At 49.3% G+C, this 16,033-nt stretch carries 15 protein-coding genes; 1 reads left to right on the top strand and 14 read right to left on the bottom strand.

Annotation, left to right across the window (positions count from 1 at the left end):
• Nucleotides 1–10: 10 nt before the first annotated feature.
• The 8 genes from AC5JPW_RS15795 to flhD form a co-directional block, all read right to left on the bottom strand.
• Nucleotides 11–553, bottom strand: coding sequence for a spore coat protein U domain-containing protein (locus AC5JPW_RS15795; protein ID WP_494242377.1), 543 nt, complete (start codon nt 551–553; stop codon nt 11–13).
• 716 nt (nt 554–1,269) lie between these two features.
• A complete protein-coding gene (locus AC5JPW_RS15790) occupies nt 1,270–1,836 on the bottom strand; it encodes a spore coat protein U domain-containing protein (protein WP_494241787.1) in 567 nt (188 codons plus the stop codon).
• Between the two features lie 395 nt (nt 1,837–2,231).
• Nucleotides 2,232–2,735, bottom strand: a complete 504-nt coding sequence (cheW, locus tag AC5JPW_RS15785) for a chemotaxis protein CheW (RefSeq protein WP_494241785.1) — start codon at nt 2,733–2,735, stop codon at nt 2,232–2,234.
• A gap of 21 nt (nt 2,736–2,756) precedes the next feature.
• Nucleotides 2,757–4,805, bottom strand: coding sequence for a chemotaxis protein CheA (cheA, locus tag AC5JPW_RS15780; protein ID WP_494241783.1), 2,049 nt, complete (start codon nt 4,803–4,805; stop codon nt 2,757–2,759).
• Between the two features lie 4 nt (nt 4,806–4,809).
• Nucleotides 4,810–5,775, bottom strand: a complete 966-nt coding sequence (motB, locus tag AC5JPW_RS15775) for a flagellar motor protein MotB (protein ID WP_494241781.1) — start codon at nt 5,773–5,775, stop codon at nt 4,810–4,812.
• The gene (motA, locus tag AC5JPW_RS15770) at nt 5,772–6,659 is read right to left on the bottom strand and encodes a flagellar motor stator protein MotA (protein WP_494241779.1); all 888 of its coding nucleotides are present in this window, start codon (nt 6,657–6,659) and stop codon (nt 5,772–5,774) included. The genes motB and motA overlap by 4 nt, the downstream gene beginning before the upstream one ends.
• A 129-nt stretch (nt 6,660–6,788) precedes the next feature.
• Nucleotides 6,789–7,367 carry a flagellar transcriptional regulator FlhC gene (gene flhC / locus AC5JPW_RS15765; protein ID WP_494241777.1) on the bottom strand — a complete coding sequence of 193 codons (579 nt, stop codon included), beginning with the start codon at nt 7,365–7,367 and terminating at the stop codon, nt 6,789–6,791.
• A 2-nt stretch (nt 7,368–7,369) separates the two neighbouring features.
• The gene (gene flhD / locus AC5JPW_RS15760; protein ID WP_494241775.1) at nt 7,370–7,723 is read right to left on the bottom strand and encodes a flagellar transcriptional regulator FlhD; all 354 of its coding nucleotides are present in this window, start codon (nt 7,721–7,723) and stop codon (nt 7,370–7,372) included.
• Nucleotides 7,724–8,498: 775 nt separating this feature from the next.
• On the opposite strand from flhD, the gene uspC reads away from it, so the two are divergent.
• A complete protein-coding gene (uspC, locus tag AC5JPW_RS15755) occupies nt 8,499–8,924 on the top strand; it encodes a universal stress protein UspC (RefSeq protein ID WP_494241774.1) in 426 nt (141 codons plus the stop codon).
• Between the two features lie 30 nt (nt 8,925–8,954).
• Here the strand turns inward: uspC and otsA are convergent, their stop codons facing one another.
• The 6 genes from otsA to AC5JPW_RS15725 all read right to left on the bottom strand — a co-directional run bounded on the left by otsA (nt 8,955) and on the right by AC5JPW_RS15725 (nt 15,779).
• Complete coding sequence (otsA, locus tag AC5JPW_RS15750) at nt 8,955–10,379, bottom strand: alpha,alpha-trehalose-phosphate synthase (protein ID WP_494241772.1); 1,425 nt, start codon at nt 10,377–10,379, stop codon at nt 8,955–8,957.
• Nucleotides 10,354–11,160 (bottom strand): trehalose-phosphatase, encoded by an 807-nt coding sequence (gene otsB / locus AC5JPW_RS15745; RefSeq protein WP_494241770.1) that lies wholly within the window; start codon nt 11,158–11,160, stop codon nt 10,354–10,356. Before otsB ends, otsA begins: the two co-directional genes overlap by 26 nt.
• Nucleotides 11,161–11,334: 174 nt before the next feature.
• Nucleotides 11,335–12,315 (bottom strand): L-arabinose ABC transporter permease AraH, encoded by a 981-nt coding sequence (araH, locus tag AC5JPW_RS15740; protein WP_494241768.1) that lies wholly within the window; start codon nt 12,313–12,315, stop codon nt 11,335–11,337.
• Between the two features lie 14 nt (nt 12,316–12,329).
• Complete coding sequence (araG, locus tag AC5JPW_RS15735; protein WP_494241766.1) at nt 12,330–13,844, bottom strand: L-arabinose ABC transporter ATP-binding protein AraG; 1,515 nt, start codon at nt 13,842–13,844, stop codon at nt 12,330–12,332.
• Nucleotides 13,845–13,916: 72 nt separating this feature from the next.
• Nucleotides 13,917–14,906 carry an arabinose ABC transporter substrate-binding protein gene (locus AC5JPW_RS15730; RefSeq protein WP_494241764.1) on the bottom strand — a complete coding sequence of 330 codons (990 nt, stop codon included), beginning with the start codon at nt 14,904–14,906 and terminating at the stop codon, nt 13,917–13,919.
• A gap of 315 nt (nt 14,907–15,221) precedes the next feature.
• Nucleotides 15,222–15,779: a DJ-1/PfpI family protein gene (locus AC5JPW_RS15725; RefSeq protein WP_494241763.1), complete on the bottom strand. Its 558-nt coding sequence runs from the start codon at nt 15,777–15,779 to the stop codon at nt 15,222–15,224.
• Nucleotides 15,780–16,033: the final 254 nt, after the last annotated feature.

The raw sequence follows: 16,033 nt of genomic DNA, 5'->3' as shown, positions 1-16,033 counted from the left end.
GCTTTATTAATCAGTAAACTACGTTTACGTTCAGCGTATCGGTATAGGTTCCCGGCAGCACTGTGACGCTGTCTCCCCCACCGGTGATCCTTCCATAAAGGGTGTAGGAATCCACCCCTCCGGCAGTTGAGGCGCGCGGAATATTGACCCCGTTACCCACTTCGTTACTGAATGCACTGTCACTGAACACGCTGTAGGCCACCCCTTGCGTATTGGCGGCTGTCCTGAGGTAACGCGGCGTCGCACCTGGCGTACCCACCGTGGTGGTCGGCGTTGCTGAGTTGGTGTTACTGATTATCTGAACGGTATAGCTGGTGGTGGTGCACTGAATGGTAAACGTACTGCCGCCTGCCCCCGTGCCCGACAATTGCGTCGTTAGCTGGCTGAAGGTGGCAGGATGAGTACCAAAGTCCAGAGTACCGAAGTTAATACCGGTTTGTGAGGGGGAGCCATTAATTAAACAGCCATTAGATAGCGTCAAGGTCGCGCCGATTGTTCCCGAACTGACAACCGCCTCGGCATTATTTACCGATATCGCGACTACCCCCAACATCAGGGCAAGGCGTATTTTGTTCATATAGCACCTCCGAAATGACGCTCGTAATAATGAGAAATAAAAAAGAACGACTTTGAAAGAAAAATAGAATTCAAAAGTAGTAATAACAAAAATTTAGTTGATGAATCAGGGATCAACCAATGAATATGCGCAGTTCATTCATTTGATGTATTGACGTTATTTTTTATTTATTTTCAATTGGTTATATTTCCATGAGGAACATAAATGTCGCCATGCAAAAGATATATCGACAATTTTGTGATGCATTTCTCAATATATTATATAAATACAGATTCGTTATTAATCACCGGTAAATATTAGTTTAGCAATTTTTAAATATATTAATTACGATGAAATAATGACAACATCTTTGGATTGAAATGTTCATAAGAAAGCAACGAGAAGGGGGAGATCATATTGACATGGATAAAGCCATCATTGGCATTGACTGTTACTGATGGCATAAAATGCTAATTGTAGCTCGCCACAATTTCCACGGCAGAATTCGCAGTGCCCGCGGAAGTAGTTCCTGTGGTGCGGATATAGCGAGCGGCCATGTTGATGATCTCTGTGGTTGGTGTGCTGCCACTAGAATAACTTTTCGTTATGTAACCTGTCTGACTTATGCTGCCGGGATTGACAGGTTGGTTAAATTTTACCGGACTCGCTGGTGAAGCGCCTGTTGATTGAGATGTCCCTCCCCAGGCTATCATTTAATAAATAACGCTGACATTGATCGTGTCCGTATAAACACCGGGCGCGACAGTAACACTATTCCCGCCACCTTTGATGTGCCCATATAAAGTGTAATAATCGACCCCTTGTGCCGATGAAGCGCGTGGTAGGGGTGAATTGTTGGCAATTTCAGTGCTGAAATTGCCATCACTGTAGAGGCTGTAGGCCACCCCTTGCGTACTATTGACCGCACTTCGCAAGTAACGCGCAGTGCCGCCAGGTATTCCGACAGAGGTTGCAGGAGTGGTTGTGTTGGTATTGCCCGTCACAACCACACTGTAGCTGTTCGTCGTGCACTGCACACCAATGGCATTCCCCGCGGTACCCGAGCCCGAGAGCTGAGTAGAGAGTTGCGAAAAAGTCGCCGGGCTTTCGCCAAAGTTGAGGTTGCCTAAGTTGAGGCCATTTTGACTGGCTGATCCATTAATCAAACAACCGTTGGAAAGAGTTAAGCTCACGCCAATGGTACCACTGCTGATCGCCGCATTGACCGGCGGCATAATCAAAGCAGATATACAGCTCAGCAAGATAATTTTTTTTTGCATTTTGCAGTTCCGGAAAGGCGCAAGTTATTCATAACACTATAAATAAATTTAAAAGAATCGCATTTCCATCGCTGCCTGATAGCACGTCATTCTTTTAATATATTAAAAAAGAAACTATTGAGAAAACATCAATAATAAAATCAGCATATTACAACAATTAAAATAAAAATTTACCTTAAGTTAAGACAAGATAATAACTCAAGCTAAAGCAGGTCAATAATATAGCAATTTAAGCAGGAAGAAAATGTGATTTACAATGACTGAAATGAGGAGAACCAACAGGCCTGGAATGAAAATGAAATGGAAAACAAAACGAAAGCGATTCGAATAATAAAAATGAAGGAACCAGAAGAAGTAAAACCCTCCTGCCCAAAGGCAGGAGGGTGTATCGTCACTTAAGCAACCTGAGTCGCGGCGATATCCAGCAGTGCCATTTCTTCACTGTTCAACAGTTTTTCAATGTTCACCAGGATCAACATGCGATCGCCAATGGCTCCGAGGCCTGTCAGGTATTCAGTGGAAAGTGTTACAGCGAACTCCGGCGCAGGACGAATCTGGTCAGATGCCAGAGACAGCACGTCGGATACACCATCAACCACAATACCCACCACGCGTTGACCAAAGTTCAGAACAATAACGACGGTGTTGTCGTTATATTCAACTTCGGTCTGGCTGAATTTCACACGCAGATCGACAATTGGCACGATCACGCCGCGAAGGTTGGTAACGCCTTTGATAAAGTCAGGTGTATTGGCAATGCGGGTGACCTGATCATAACCCCGAATTTCCTGAACTTTGAGAATATCGATACCGTATTCTTCATCGCCCAGGGTAAACACCAGGAATTCCTGACCTGATGGCTCGCCCGCCAGTTTTCTTACATTACTCATACCGGTCATGTTTTTACCTTTTTAACTCAATCAGGCGGCTGTGTGCGCCATACGTTTTTCGCGGTTTAGTCCCTGCAATGCCGAGACGTCAACAATCAGCGCAACACTACCATCACCCAGAATGGTTGCCGCGGAAATTCCCGGCACTTTGCGATAATTGCTTTCAAGGTTCTTCACCACAACCTGATGCTGACCGATCAATTGATCCACCAGCAGCGCGTAGCGGCGACCTGCGCTTTGCAGAATCACGACAATACCTTGCGTTGCTTCTGTTTTCGCACCGGACACATCGAACACTTTCCACAATTCCACCAACGGCAGGTATTCGCCACGCACTTCAAGTACGCGCTCGCCCCCTGCCAGCGGATGGAGATCTTCATCACGCGGCTGCAGTGATTCCATCACCGCATTCAGCGGAAGAATAAAGACTTCGTTGTTCACTTTAACAGACATGCCGTCAAGGATGGCCAGCGTCAACGGCAGCAGGATGCGGATCGTCGTGCCCTGGCCCTGGCGTGATTTAATCTCAACGTGGCCCCCCATTTCCTGGATGTTTCGCTTCACCACGTCCATGCCCACACCACGGCCTGAAACGTCAGTCACCTGTTCAGCAGTAGAGAAGCCCGGGGCGAAAATCAGCATGCCGACATCTTCGTCAGACATGTTTTCATGCACGGTCATTCCCTGCGAAACGGCCTTGGCCAGAATACGCTCGCGATTAAGACCCGCACCATCGTCAGTTACTTCAATACAGATGTTGCCGCCCTGATGCTCTGCAGAAAGCGTCAGGTTACCCACCGGGGATTTTCCTGCTTCAACACGTTTCTCAGGGGTTTCGATACCGTGGTCAAGGCTGTTACGTACCAGGTGCGTTAACGGATCGATAATACGTTCGATCAAGCTCTTATCCAGTTCGGTAGAGCTACCGACCTGGGTCAGTTCAACCTGCTTATCCAGTTTGCTGGCAAGGTCACGCACCAGACGCGGGAATCGACTGAATACGTATTCCATCGGCATCATACGGATGGACATCACAGACTCTTGCAGGTCACGGGCGTTACGCTGAAGCTGAGTCATACTGGTAATCAGATCACCGTGATTCACCGGATCCAGCTCATTTGAACGCTGTGCCAACATAGACTGGGTAATGACGAGTTCACCCACCAGGTTAATCAGTTGATCCACTTTTTCAACGGCAACGCGGATACTCGTTGATTCACTGGCGCGGGCTGCTGGCTTCTCGGCACGGCCAGCCGGTTGTTCTTTAGGCACCGCTTTCAACGCAGGCGTCTGCGCAGCAACAGGGGTAGCTTGCACGGCAGTCGTCGGTTCAGCTTCTACAGCCTCTTCAACGTCAACGGCTGCAGTACTGGCTGCTGCGGTCTCGAATGCAATTTGATCCGGCTCAATCACGAAGCAAAGTACCGCGATGATATCGTCCTGTCCGACACCACCGTCGAGGGTTGCACTGAGGGTATCAGTGCCTTTCACCACATCACTCAGGGTTGCCAGGTTACCGAGTTCTTCTTCAAGTAAGTCGACCTCACCTTCTTTAAGACTCGACAAGACAATACGCAATTTTCCATCTTTTTCGTCTGTACCCGACGTCGTCGCAACCGCATCAGGAGTGGCCGAATCCACGACCGACAATTTGGCTCCACTGGTCGCGGCCGGTACAACTTCACCTTTGGCTTCCAGCGCTAACTGACGCAGCGCATTGCAGATATATTCAAAGCTGGCTGCATCGGGCTCGGTGGAGCTTTTATAGGCGTCGAGCTGTTCCTGCATAATATCTTTGGTTTCCAAAAACAGGTTGATAATGTCGGTGTTGAGCTGCATCTCGCCACGGCGGGCTTCATCAAGCAGGTTTTCCATCAAGTGCGTGGTTTCCTGCAAAATGGTGAAGCCAAACGTGCCTGCACCGCCTTTTATGGAGTGGGCTGCACGAAAGATGGCATTGAGTTGTTCGGAATCTGGCGCTTCCGGCACCAGATCCAACAGGTGCTGCTCCATATCCGCCAACAACTCGTCAGCTTCATCAAAGAACGTCTGATAAAAATCGCTAATATCCATGCTCACGCTATCACCTCGAGTCGGGTTGTGGCGATGTGGTAACTGCCGCCGCAGGCGCTGGCGCTGGCGTTGACGCTGGCTCCGTCGTCGCTGCAGTCTCCGGCTGTGTTAAGACGCTTATTGGCACATTCTGGCTTTCGGCGTTTTCGTGCAGAATGGCTTCTTCTGCTTGTTTGTTTAGCACCAAAAGGCTGATACGCCGGTTAATGGCATCGTTTGATCCGCGAGCAGCGAGTCGCATCGTCGCTGCCATACCGATCACCCGAAGCATTTTCCCATCGTCGAGTCCCCCGGCAACCAGTTCACGCCGCGATGCGTTTGCACGATCCGCAGAGAGTTCCCAGTTGCTGTATCCTTTCTCACCGTTGGCGTAGGGATAGTCATCGGTGTGTCCGGAAATGCTAATCTTGTTCGGTATTTCATTTAATACTGGTGCGATCGCTCGCAGGATGTCACGCATATAAGGTTCGACTTCCGCACTCCCGGTTTTAAACATCGGGCGGTTTTGGCTATCGATAATCTGTATACGTAACCCTTCCTGAACGAGGTCAATTTTCAGATGCGGACGCAATGCCCGCAGCTTCGGATCGGCCTCAATCAGTTGATCCAATTCACCACGCAATTTACTGAGCCGGTTCTGCTCCATGCGTTTTTTTAATTCATCAATGTTCGGCTGTTTTTTAACTTCACCCTGTTGCTGTGTGTAGTCATCACCACCACCAGGGATTGGGCTATCGCTGTTCGAAATTCGCGGCCCACCGGTCACCGCTGTTGCCAGAGGTGTACGAAAATATTCGGCAATCTGAATCAGCTGTTTTGGGCTGGAAATCGAGATAAGCCACATGATCAGGAAGAAGGCCATCATCGCCGTCATAAAGTCGGCATAGGCAATTTTCCAGGAACCGTGTGCTCCTCCGCCATGTCCTTTATGTTTTTTGCGTCTTACGACGACGATAGGATGGGACTGATTTTTCATGCGTCCTCAGTCGTTGTCTGTTGGTTCGGGTTTCTTACCGCACGCACATGCTCATCAAGTTCAATGAACGATGGTCGTTCGGTCGAGTAAAGTGTCTTACGCCCAAATTCAACCGCGATAGGCGGTGCATAACCATTGAGATTCGACAACAGCGTAATTTTTACGCACTGCATCATCTTGGTGGTTTCGGCGCTCTTCTGACGCAGAACGCTGGCAAGCGGAGAGACGAAACCATACGCCAGCAAAATCCCCAGGAAGGTTCCCACCATCGCATGGGCAATCAACGCACCGAGCTCTGCCGCAGGACGGTCCGCCGAGGCCAGGGTATGAACCACACCCATTACCGCCGCAACAATACCAAAAGCAGGTAGTGAGTCACCGATTGCCGCCAGGGCGTTGGCTGGTACTTCTGCTTCACTTTCATGGGTTTCGATCTCTTCATCCATCAAGGCTTCGATTTCGAACGTATTCATGTTGCCGCTGATGATAAGTCGCAGATAATCCACGATAAATTCCAGCATCGTTTGATCCGCGAGAATGCGCGGGTAACTGGCAAAGATTTCGCTTTCTTTCGGGTTCTCGATGTCTCTTTCCAGCGAGAACATCCCCTGCTGGCGTGACTTCGCCATCAGGCGATACAGCAACGCCAGCAAGTCCATATACATACTTTTGGTGTATTTAGAACGACGGAAAAGTATAGGCAACGCCTTGATTGTGCCCTTAATGGCTTTGCCGTTGTTACCGACGATGAACGCACCGATACCCGCACCGCCGATGATGAGAAGCTCCGACGGTTGATAAAGTGCGCCAAGGTGCCCGCCGGTCATCATATAACCGCCTAAGACAGCACCCACAACCACTATGTAACCTATTACGATAAGCACGACATCATCCTTCCGCTAATGACTATGGCAAGGGTAAACAAATCACAGTGTTTGAGTTTCGCGATAGTCAGGCAAAAAAAAAGCAGCGGTCGACTTCACCGCTGCTGGAGTTCTTCACACCTGATTCGGTCAAACAGCCTGATCGATCTGTTCATCCAGCAGTTGTGGAATAATATCGGCAGCATCACGGGAAAGTTTACGTCTTTTTACCGCTCGGGATGGCGGCTGGCATAAACTGCACGCGAAACTACCAACTGGCTGATGTGCATGGGTAATAAAATTACCGTTGCAACAATTACAGCGCGATAACTCCAGCATTCCGCTTTCCACGAAACGTACCAACGTCCAGGCGCGTGTCAGCGCCAGAAGTGGCCCTTCCTCAGGTTGAGGACACTGTTCGAGATAGAGTCGATAAGCTTTGATGACGGCATCAACGCCGCTACATAAGCCAGTCTTCAGCAGATACTGCCAGGCATTGCAGAACATTGACGCGTGGATGTTTTGCTCCCACGTCATAAACCAATCAGTGGAGAATGGCAGCATGCCTTTGGGCGGCGGACTGCCACGTAACTCTTTGTAGAGCTTGATGAGACGACCACGACTAAGTTGGGTCTCACTCTCCAACATTTGTAAACGTGCGCCTAAGGTGATCAACTCCATGGCGAGTTGAATATCACGGGCTTCCTGAACAATGCTTTTTTCGCTCATAATTAAGCCCTTTTCTTCCGGGCTGCAGCATCGCCAGTTTGGCTGGATTCATTAAGCAGACGAGTGGACAGAAGAATACCGGTGTGGATTTGTTGCAAATCATCCACACGAGATTCCTGAGTCAGACGAGTGATAGTCTGATGGTTGTCGAAGCGAAACTGACAAATAACCTGATTTGTTTCAGCCAGCTTAACCATTTGTGGAAGAGTTAATTCTCCCAGCGTATTAGCCATTTCTTCATTGATGCCTAAGCGAAACATAGCTGAAGGCTTGTCCTGACTAATCAAACGCTGAGCAAGGAGCAAGTATGACAAATTGATGTCATAAATGTGTTTCAGCAACTCGGATGTATGCATTTTTCCCATCCCGAATAACCAACTTGTATCTTATGCGGTCAAGCCGCACCCCGTGATGTCGCCGGGAAAAACCCGGTAAAAAAAGAAAGGCTAAATGCATATCTAACTTAGGTTCAGGTGAGAAAGGCGTCTGTATAATGTTAGCGCCTTGCCACACTCTTAATCATTTCTTACAAAGAACTAAGATTTTTCCTAATTCGACGCAACTGTACTCGTAGGTGCTGAGACATACAATGTGACGATGGAGAAAATTTGAAAATTATGTGATCTACGTCACATAATTTAAGCTATTCCACACAATAAATCTATCAGTCTGGCTTCTGATTTGAGTGTTTTTTGTTCTATCAACACTCTTTTCTATTCCTTTTGTGCGAATAGTCATGCAAAAAACTTGCTCAATTCACATAACTGGTCAGATCTCTGGCCTTTTTGAGTAATTTAAAAATACCGGTCTGTTTCTAAAAAAGATACGATAATAAAATATTATATAAAACAGCCTATTATGCGATCAAATTCGTTAAATAATTACCTAATGCGATCATTGCAATCTTCTTAATCATGGCGATTAATAATTTCACTATTTAACTTTAAATTCTGATAATTTTGGATAAGTGCTTAATAATAGTTAAGATGAACAAAGGTTAACCTACTTATTTATTAAGAAGAATTAATGAATATTTATGACATTCTTCACATGAATGTCATGTTCACACGTTGCGCTGGTGGCATAAACAGAGTAATGGTGTTATGTGAGCCCTCAATACAGGAGCGTGGTATGCGCTATACCCACCTTTTGGTTGCCGTATCGATGTCACCCGAAAGCCACACGTTAGTCGAGAAAGCTGTGTCAATAGCACGTCCGTTCCAGGCCCGTCTGAGTCTGATCACCCTTACGTCCGATCCCGAAATGTATAATCACCTTGCTGCTCCCATGATGGAGAATGTTCGTGGGGTTCTTCAGGAAGAGACACAGCAATTTATGAACGAGCTGGTGTCTCGCGCCGATTATCCCATCGAACAAACCATCATCGCCTCTGGTGAATTGAGCGAACATGTGCGGCACACCTGCGCCAGCCAGGACGTCGATTTGGTGATCTACGGCAATCATAATCAGGGCTTCTTTTCGCGCGCGACCTGCTCGGCGAAATCAATTGTGGGCAGCTCAGGAGTAGACGTATTACTGGTGCCGCTGGGGGAATAAGACACTCCCGCCTTAGCGGGAGTGAATGGGTTATGCCAGTTTGGGGAAAGCCGCCACTTTATTCTGTAGAACACTCTGTGCGCTACGTGGCGTAATCTCCTTTAAATCGTCGATAAACCTCGCCTGCCAGTGATGAATATCATTCTTCTTAATTACCTCCAGCATCTCGGCATGACGAGCAATGCGTTCAGCCAGTGGCATCGTAAGCGCGCGGTCAAGCGCGGAAGCAACATCGTCACGGTCGTAAGGATTCACAATCAGCGCCGATGTAAGCTCATTAGCTGCCCCCGCAAACTGCGACAACACAAGCACGCCGGGATTTGTCGGATCCTGTGCCGCCACATACTCTTTAGCCACCAGATTCATCCCGTCGCGCAGGGGCGTCACCAGCCCGACTTCCGCATAACGGAACACCTTCATCAGTACTTTGCGGTCAAAATGTTGATTCAGATAATAGAGCGGTGTCCAGCCTAACTGGCCATATTTACCGTTGATCCTGCCGGCTTCTGTTTCAAGTTGGTGCCGAATATCCTGATAGGCCTGCACTTCTCCACGTGAGGTTGGCGCAATTTGTGTATAGCGGATCTTGCCATGGTGCTGCGGATATTTTTCCAGCAAGGCTTCATAGGCCAGGAACCGCTCCGGCAACCCCTTGGAATAATCCAGACGCTCAACGGAAAAGATATTTTTCACATTCTTCAGTTCAGCTTTAAGTTGCGCCAGTTTTGGTGGCATAGGTCCTGAGGCCTGTTGCGCAATTTCATCAGGTTCAATCCCGATGGGATAGACCTCGGTATGGAAGCTTTTTCCCCATGCAGTGTGGTTTTTCCCACCTCGTGTCGTCACGCGTGTCTGAATGGAAACTGAATCGAGGAAAGCGAGCCTGTCGCTCTCAGTCTGGAAACCTATCAGGTCGTAATCACACAGCGCCTCAAGCAGCTCACCGTGAGGTGGCAGTGCGTTGAAAATTTCCGGCGTCGGGAAGGGAATATGCAGGAAGAAACCAATCTGATTGTTCACACCCCGGCGACGCAATTCGCTGGCAAACGGCAGGAGGTGATAATCGTGGATCCAGAGGATGTCATCCTTCTGAAGAAGCGGCAGCAGCTTGTCTGCCAGCAATGCATTAACCCGCTGATAACCGTCCCAGGCATTGCGCTGATAGTTAACTAAATCGAGCCGATAATGGAAAGCAGGCCACAGCACCGCGTTGGAGAATTGTGAATAGTACTGATCGTAATTCTCCTCGCTCAAATTGAACGATGCCCAGGTGATATTACCCCTTGACACCTTTTTTAGCGGCGCATCCTCGTCCCCCGTTTCACCACTCCAGCCAAACCATAACCCCCCTGTCGCCTTGAGGGCACCAAGAATGCCCACGGCCAGGCCACCTGCACTGGTTTTTTTGTCATCAGGCGGTGCAATTCGATTAGATACTACGACTAAGCGACTCATAGCCATCTCTCCTGTTTGTTAGCGCCTTTTGTTCTTGTAATTGATGGTCGGTGATACGATTAAGCCACTGATGAACACCTTTTACATCCTCAACCCGGTATGAAGCCAGCGTGCGCCCTGTGCCGACCTTAATTGAAATCCCCTTCAATCGATTCACTACATCAAAGCCATGCTCGTCCGTCAGGTCATCGCCAATAAAGACCGGTGTACGTCCGTGAAACGGTACTTCCTTCAGGAAGGTTTCAATCGCCGCTCCCTTATCAATAGCGGCAGGTTTCAACTCTATGACGCATTTGCCTGGTTGCATTGACAAGTCCGGGTAGCGAGCGATCATTTTCATTGCCACTGCACGAATGTCTTCCTCATGATGCAAAGCCTGGCGATAGTGCAACGCAAATGCCATCCCCTTAGATTCAAGTTCAGTACCACGAAGCTGTGCCATTTCAGCTACCAGCTCGCGCTCGAGCGGCTGAACCACGCTAAGTGGTAACGAGACCCGGTGAATTTCACCGTTGATGTCGCGGCGCTCTGCCCCATGAACCCCGGCCAGCGGGAAATGATGAGGGGAAGCAAGCTGGTCAAGCTCAGCCATTGAACGCCCTGAAATCAACGCCAGCGCCCCATCATTAAGTCTTGCAAGCAGTGCGAGTTGCTCAAGAACGTCAGATGGAACGAATACCAGATCCGGATGCGGTTGGATATCAGCGAGGGTGCCATCGAGGTCGAAAAAAAAGGCAAAATTACCCGAAAATACAGGCGGTATGGATAACGTGTCAGCCACCCTGAACTCCTCCTTACAATGTGAGAGAAAGGTCTATTTCGATAACCTTTCATTATCATTAGCTATGTAAGTATAGACAGTGTGACGGTGCTCGCCATTTTATGCAGAATCCTCCAGCCGAATTAACGCCTGGAGGATTTGATAACGTAAACTTAAAGATCTGTCTGAGGATTATCAGACGGTGCGTTTAGCTTTCTGTTTGTAGCGGTCAAAGATAACGGCAGCGAGCAGGATCAAACCGCGTACTACATATTGTGCAAATGGCGAGATGTTCAGCAGATTCATGGCATTCTCTACCGTCCCCAGAATCAGGATCCCGGCAACCACATAAGAGATCTTACCGATCCCCCCTTTCAGTGAGACCCCACCCAGCACACAGGCTGAGATAACAATCAGCTCATAACCAATTGACGTCATTGGCTGGCCGCTGGTCATACGCGAGGCGAGGATAATACCTGCCGCCGCAGACACCAGTCCCGAAAGTACGAAGATGATGATTTTAGTGCGCACAACAGGCACACCAGCCAGGCGGGCAGCTTCTTCGTTACCGCCTATCGCCAGCGTATTACGGCCAAAGGTGGTGCGGTTCAGCAGGAAACCAAAGACAATCAGGCAGGCAACCGTCAGCCAGATAGGCGCAGGCAGGCCTAACCAGTTGGCATAGCCGAGGGTAAAGAAGCTTTCATCTTCAATCCCTACCGCTTTACCGTCTGAAATGATATAGGCCAGGCCGCGCACGATTTGCATGGTGGCCAGCGTGGTGATCAGAGCGTTTATCTTCAGACGTGCAATAACAAAGCCGTTAATAAAGCCGCTGACGACGCCCAGCATCAATCCGGCAAAGACGCCAATCCATAAGCTTTCACTGAGGTTAATGACGACAGCCGTTGTCACACCTGCGCAAGCGATAACCGAGGCGACTGACAGATCAAAATCGCCAGAAGCCAGGCAGAAAAGCATGCCGCAGGCCACCATGCCAGACATGGAAATAGCCAGCCCCAGCCCTTTCATATTAATAAAGGTAGCGAAATTAGGTACAAAGAGCGCGCAGCCAAGGAACAGCACGGCGAATACCACCAGCATGCCGAACTGGTCCCAAATGCGCCCGAGTGTAAATGGCGACTTTGATGCGCCGGAAGAGGTTAAAGATGACATCGTATTCTCCTCGCTCAGGCCACAGCCTGGCTGACTTTTGGCATTGCGAGGCTAAGCGCTCGCTGTTCATCTGCCTGACCATGAAGCAGTTCCCCGGCGATTTCCCCTTCGCGCATCACAATGATGCGGTCGGCGACTCCGAGCACTTCTGGCAGGTCACTGGAAGCAAACAACACCGCGACACCACGGGCTGCCAGCGCATAAATTACGTTATAGATCTCATGTTTTGCCCCTACGTCGATTCCGCGTGTCGGCTCATCAAGCAAAATCACTTTCATCTCTTCCGAGAGCCAGCGGCCGAGAATGGCTTTCTGCTGATTTCCCCCCGAAAGGTTCATGATCAGCTGATCGGCACTGGGGGTTTTGATATTGAGGGCGTTAATATGGTGCTGAGCATTTTCCGTTTCCCAGCCGTCATTGATTAAGCAGCCAGCACGCAAGTACTTACGTCGCGCACTGATGTTGATGTTTTCACGCACCGAGTGAACAGGAATAATGCCATCGGCTTTCCTGTCTTCCGGGCAGAGCATCATGCCTGCGCTAATGGCGTGGGCGGGTTTTTGAATATTGACCGTTTGTCCGTCAATGAAAACCTGCCCTTCGGTGATACGCGTCCCGCCGAACAGACCTTTCATCAGCTCACTGCGACCGGCACCCACCAGACCAAAAAGACCGACGATTTCGCCGCTGCGTACTGTCAGGCTAATCGGTGTGCGGACACCCGGTGCTTTAACCTGTTCCAGACGCAGACGCTCTTCGCCATAATCACGAGGTTTCCAGCCGTAGATATCACCGAGATCCCTGCCTACCATCGCCTGCACCAAAGAATCATGATTGACCTGCTGCATGTCAGTGAAGGTGCGCACGTACCGCCCATCTTTAAAGACGGTAATCGCATCGCTCAGCGCAAAAATCTCCTCCATGCGATGCGAGACATACAGGATGACTCGCCCCTCTTTTCGCAGTTCCCGAATGACACGGAACAGGTTCTCGATTTCACGGGCGGAAAGGGAGCTGGTGGGCTCATCAAAGGCGATGATTTTGGCGTTTCGCGCCAGAGCCTTGGCGATTTCTACCATCTGCCATTGGCCGATGGAGAGGTACTTCAGCGGAGTTTGCGGGTCGATATCCAGACCCAGATGCTTAAGCTGCAGTCCGGCTTCATAATTCAGCAATGAGCGATTAACGAATCCGCTCTTATGTGGAAGTTGGCCGAGGTAGATGTTTTCCGCAACCGTCATTTCCGGCACCAGATGCAGCTCCTGGTAAATTATCGCCACACCCGCGTTGAGGGCCGCCGTTGTGTCGTTAAAACTGACATCCTGTCCTTTGATTGCCAGCGTACCGGTTGTCGGTGCGTAGTTCCCACTCAGCACTTTTAACAGGGTCGACTTACCGGCACCGTTTTCCCCCATCAGCGCGTGCACCTGCCCTGCATGGCAATCAAAACTAATATCGCTCAGGGCTTTAACGCCTGGGAATGTCTTCCCAATGCCGCGAAAGGAGAGATAGGGAGTAGAGTCTTGCATAACGTCTCCGTAAATCATTTCAGTGTACATCTGGCCCTCCACCGGATGATGGAGGGCACAATCATCTGAGCGTTATTTCGCGCCTAATCCTTTTTTCGCCAGCTCTTCTTTAAAGTTATCGCGGGTGATCAGCACCACATCGGTAACTGCTGTGAATTTAGGAGGTTCGACACCTTTGGTGACCCAGTTATAGAGCAGTTCACTGGTTTTATAGCCATGCACGTCCGGGCTTGGCAGCAGAGAGCCATAGAAGCCCGTTGCTTGCGCTTTAGACAGTTCGCTCACCGCATCCACACCGTTGATACCGATACCGATGACGTTAGGTGCTTTGAAGCCCTGACCTTCCGTTGCGCGAACACCACCCAACACGGTGCTGTCGTTCATACCGACCACCAGCCAATGTTTCACTTCAGGGTGCTGAACCAGCAGGGAGTTACCGGCGTCAAATGCGCCCGGGATGTCGTTAGATTTGGTCGGGACCTGATAAATCTGCTTTTCCGGGAAACCAGCTGCTTTAAGTGCATCCATCGAACCCGTTGTACGGCGACGTGCAGTATCGAGTTCGTTTGCTGTAATCGCCATCACTGCGGTTTCTTTGATATCCCAACCGCGTTTCTGCATCTCTTTGTAGAGTTCCTGACCCTGGCGAGCACCGATTTCGCTGGCCGCCATCATCACCAGCGGCACTGATGTCATTGGCTCACCCTTGGCGTTGACGAACTGGTCATCCACGGCGATGACTTTCATGTCATACCCTTTGGCCTTGGCAACAATCGCCGCGCCCAGTTTCGGGTCCGGGGTACAGATGACGAAACCTTTAGCACCGCTTGCAGCAAGACTGTCGATGGCATTCAGGGTTTTTTCGCCATCAGGAACGGCAATTTTTATGACTTCAAAGCCTAAATCTTTGCCGGCTTTATCCGCGAATTTCCATTCGGTCTGGAACCAGGGTTCTTCCGGTTGCTTAACCAAAAAGCCCAGTTTCATCGATTCAGCGATAGCGGATTGTGACATAACGGCAGCCAGACCAATGGCTGCCAACGCTTTAGTGAATTTGTGCATGGTTATCTCCAGCTTTGGCATTCTTTTATGTAGGGGAAAAGTACTACCGGTTCATTTAAAAGTTCATAAAACAAGGCATTAGAGTCCGCACGTCCCTGGACACCTGTGCTGGCAGTAGTTTTAGCGGGAAATTGATTCTCCATAGGAGAGCAATATCACACCGCAGAATTACAGTAATTACGTACATAAATTCAGCGGTTTTAGACATAAAAAACACGGTATTTGTCAGACAAATCAGGAGGGGTTTAGCAGATTAATCCATAGCATCAGCTATGTTATCCTTGTCCCCGAGTACAGGCGGCACTCGGGGTGAAATTACCAGGCGTAATAAATGTGATCAGCGTGGTCCCGGACCGGTGCATCATCACCTAAAAGACGGGCTGAAAGAGCGAAAGCAAAATCAAAAGCGTGGCCCAGTCCTTTACCACTGAGCAGATTGTCATCTTCTACCACGGGCGCATCAACGTACTCTCCCCCACTCACCCCTTCCCAGAGATCGCCGGAGCAGACATAACGGCGTCCATTAAGCAGGCCATTGCCGCCTAACACCCGGGCAGCAGCAGAGCAGATAGGACAGATCAGCCTGTTCTGGGAATCATGTGCCTTCACAAATGCCACGACATCCGCGCTGGCAGCAAGATTCATGCTGCCCTGCGGTCCACCGGGAAGAACCACAGCATCGTAAAGCTCACCGCTACGCTCCAGCAGAGTATGGTCAGCGACCATGGGAATGTTGTGGTAACTCACCACAGCGCGGGATTCCGCGCAGGCCAGCGTTTCAACCTCAATATTCAAGCGACGCAGTATATCAATGGTAATGATGGCTTCCGCTTCTTCGAAACCAGGCGCCAACAACACCGCCACTTTTTTCATGCTCAGGTTCCTCAATTTTTATGATGAAAGAGTATTTATATTTACTCAAAACACTGTTTCATAATTTAAAGTGGGTCACATAACTGCTCTTTAACATGCATTTTTCTTGTTACTCACCAGAAAATCCTGGATTACAGACAAGGAAATGCGCAGTTGTATCACCTGACTTTTCATAGCTGAAACGATAAATGCTTTAATTTATTTCATAATAAAAAAAGAATCATATTAATGTCACTGTGATGTAACGAAGGGTA

Source organism: Phytobacter sp. (genome assembly GCF_059074235.1).
This window is presented reverse-complemented; position numbering and strand designations above follow the sequence as displayed.

Bases quoted from the DNA above. Each gene is read 5' to 3' on its own strand.
- motB (WP_494241781.1), bottom strand. From the start codon at position 5,775: ATGAAAAATCAGTCCCATCCTATCGTCGTCGTAAGACGCAAAAAACAT.
- araG (WP_494241766.1), bottom strand. From the start codon at position 13,844: ATGCAAGACTCTACTCCCTATCTCTCCTTTCGCGGCATTGGGAAGACA.
- araH (WP_494241768.1), bottom strand. From the start codon at position 12,315: ATGTCATCTTTAACCTCTTCCGGCGCATCAAAGTCGCCATTTACACTC.
- AC5JPW_RS15725 (WP_494241763.1), bottom strand. From the start codon at position 15,779: ATGAAAAAAGTGGCGGTGTTGTTGGCGCCTGGTTTCGAAGAAGCGGAA.
- uspC (WP_494241774.1), top strand. From the start codon at position 8,499: ATGCGCTATACCCACCTTTTGGTTGCCGTATCGATGTCACCCGAAAGC.
- flhC (WP_494241777.1), bottom strand. From the start codon at position 7,367: ATGAGCGAAAAAAGCATTGTTCAGGAAGCCCGTGATATTCAACTCGCC.
- AC5JPW_RS15790 (WP_494241787.1), bottom strand. From the start codon at position 1,836: ATGCAAAAAAAAATTATCTTGCTGAGCTGTATATCTGCTTTGATTATG.
- flhD (WP_494241775.1), bottom strand. From the start codon at position 7,723: ATGCATACATCCGAGTTGCTGAAACACATTTATGACATCAATTTGTCA.
- AC5JPW_RS15730 (WP_494241764.1), bottom strand. From the start codon at position 14,906: ATGCACAAATTCACTAAAGCGTTGGCAGCCATTGGTCTGGCTGCCGTT.
- cheW (WP_494241785.1), bottom strand. From the start codon at position 2,735: ATGACCGGTATGAGTAATGTAAGAAAACTGGCGGGCGAGCCATCAGGT.
- otsA (WP_494241772.1), bottom strand. From the start codon at position 10,379: ATGAGTCGCTTAGTCGTAGTATCTAATCGAATTGCACCGCCTGATGAC.
- AC5JPW_RS15795 (WP_494242377.1), bottom strand. From the start codon at position 553: ATGTTGGGGGTAGTCGCGATATCGGTAAATAATGCCGAGGCGGTTGTC.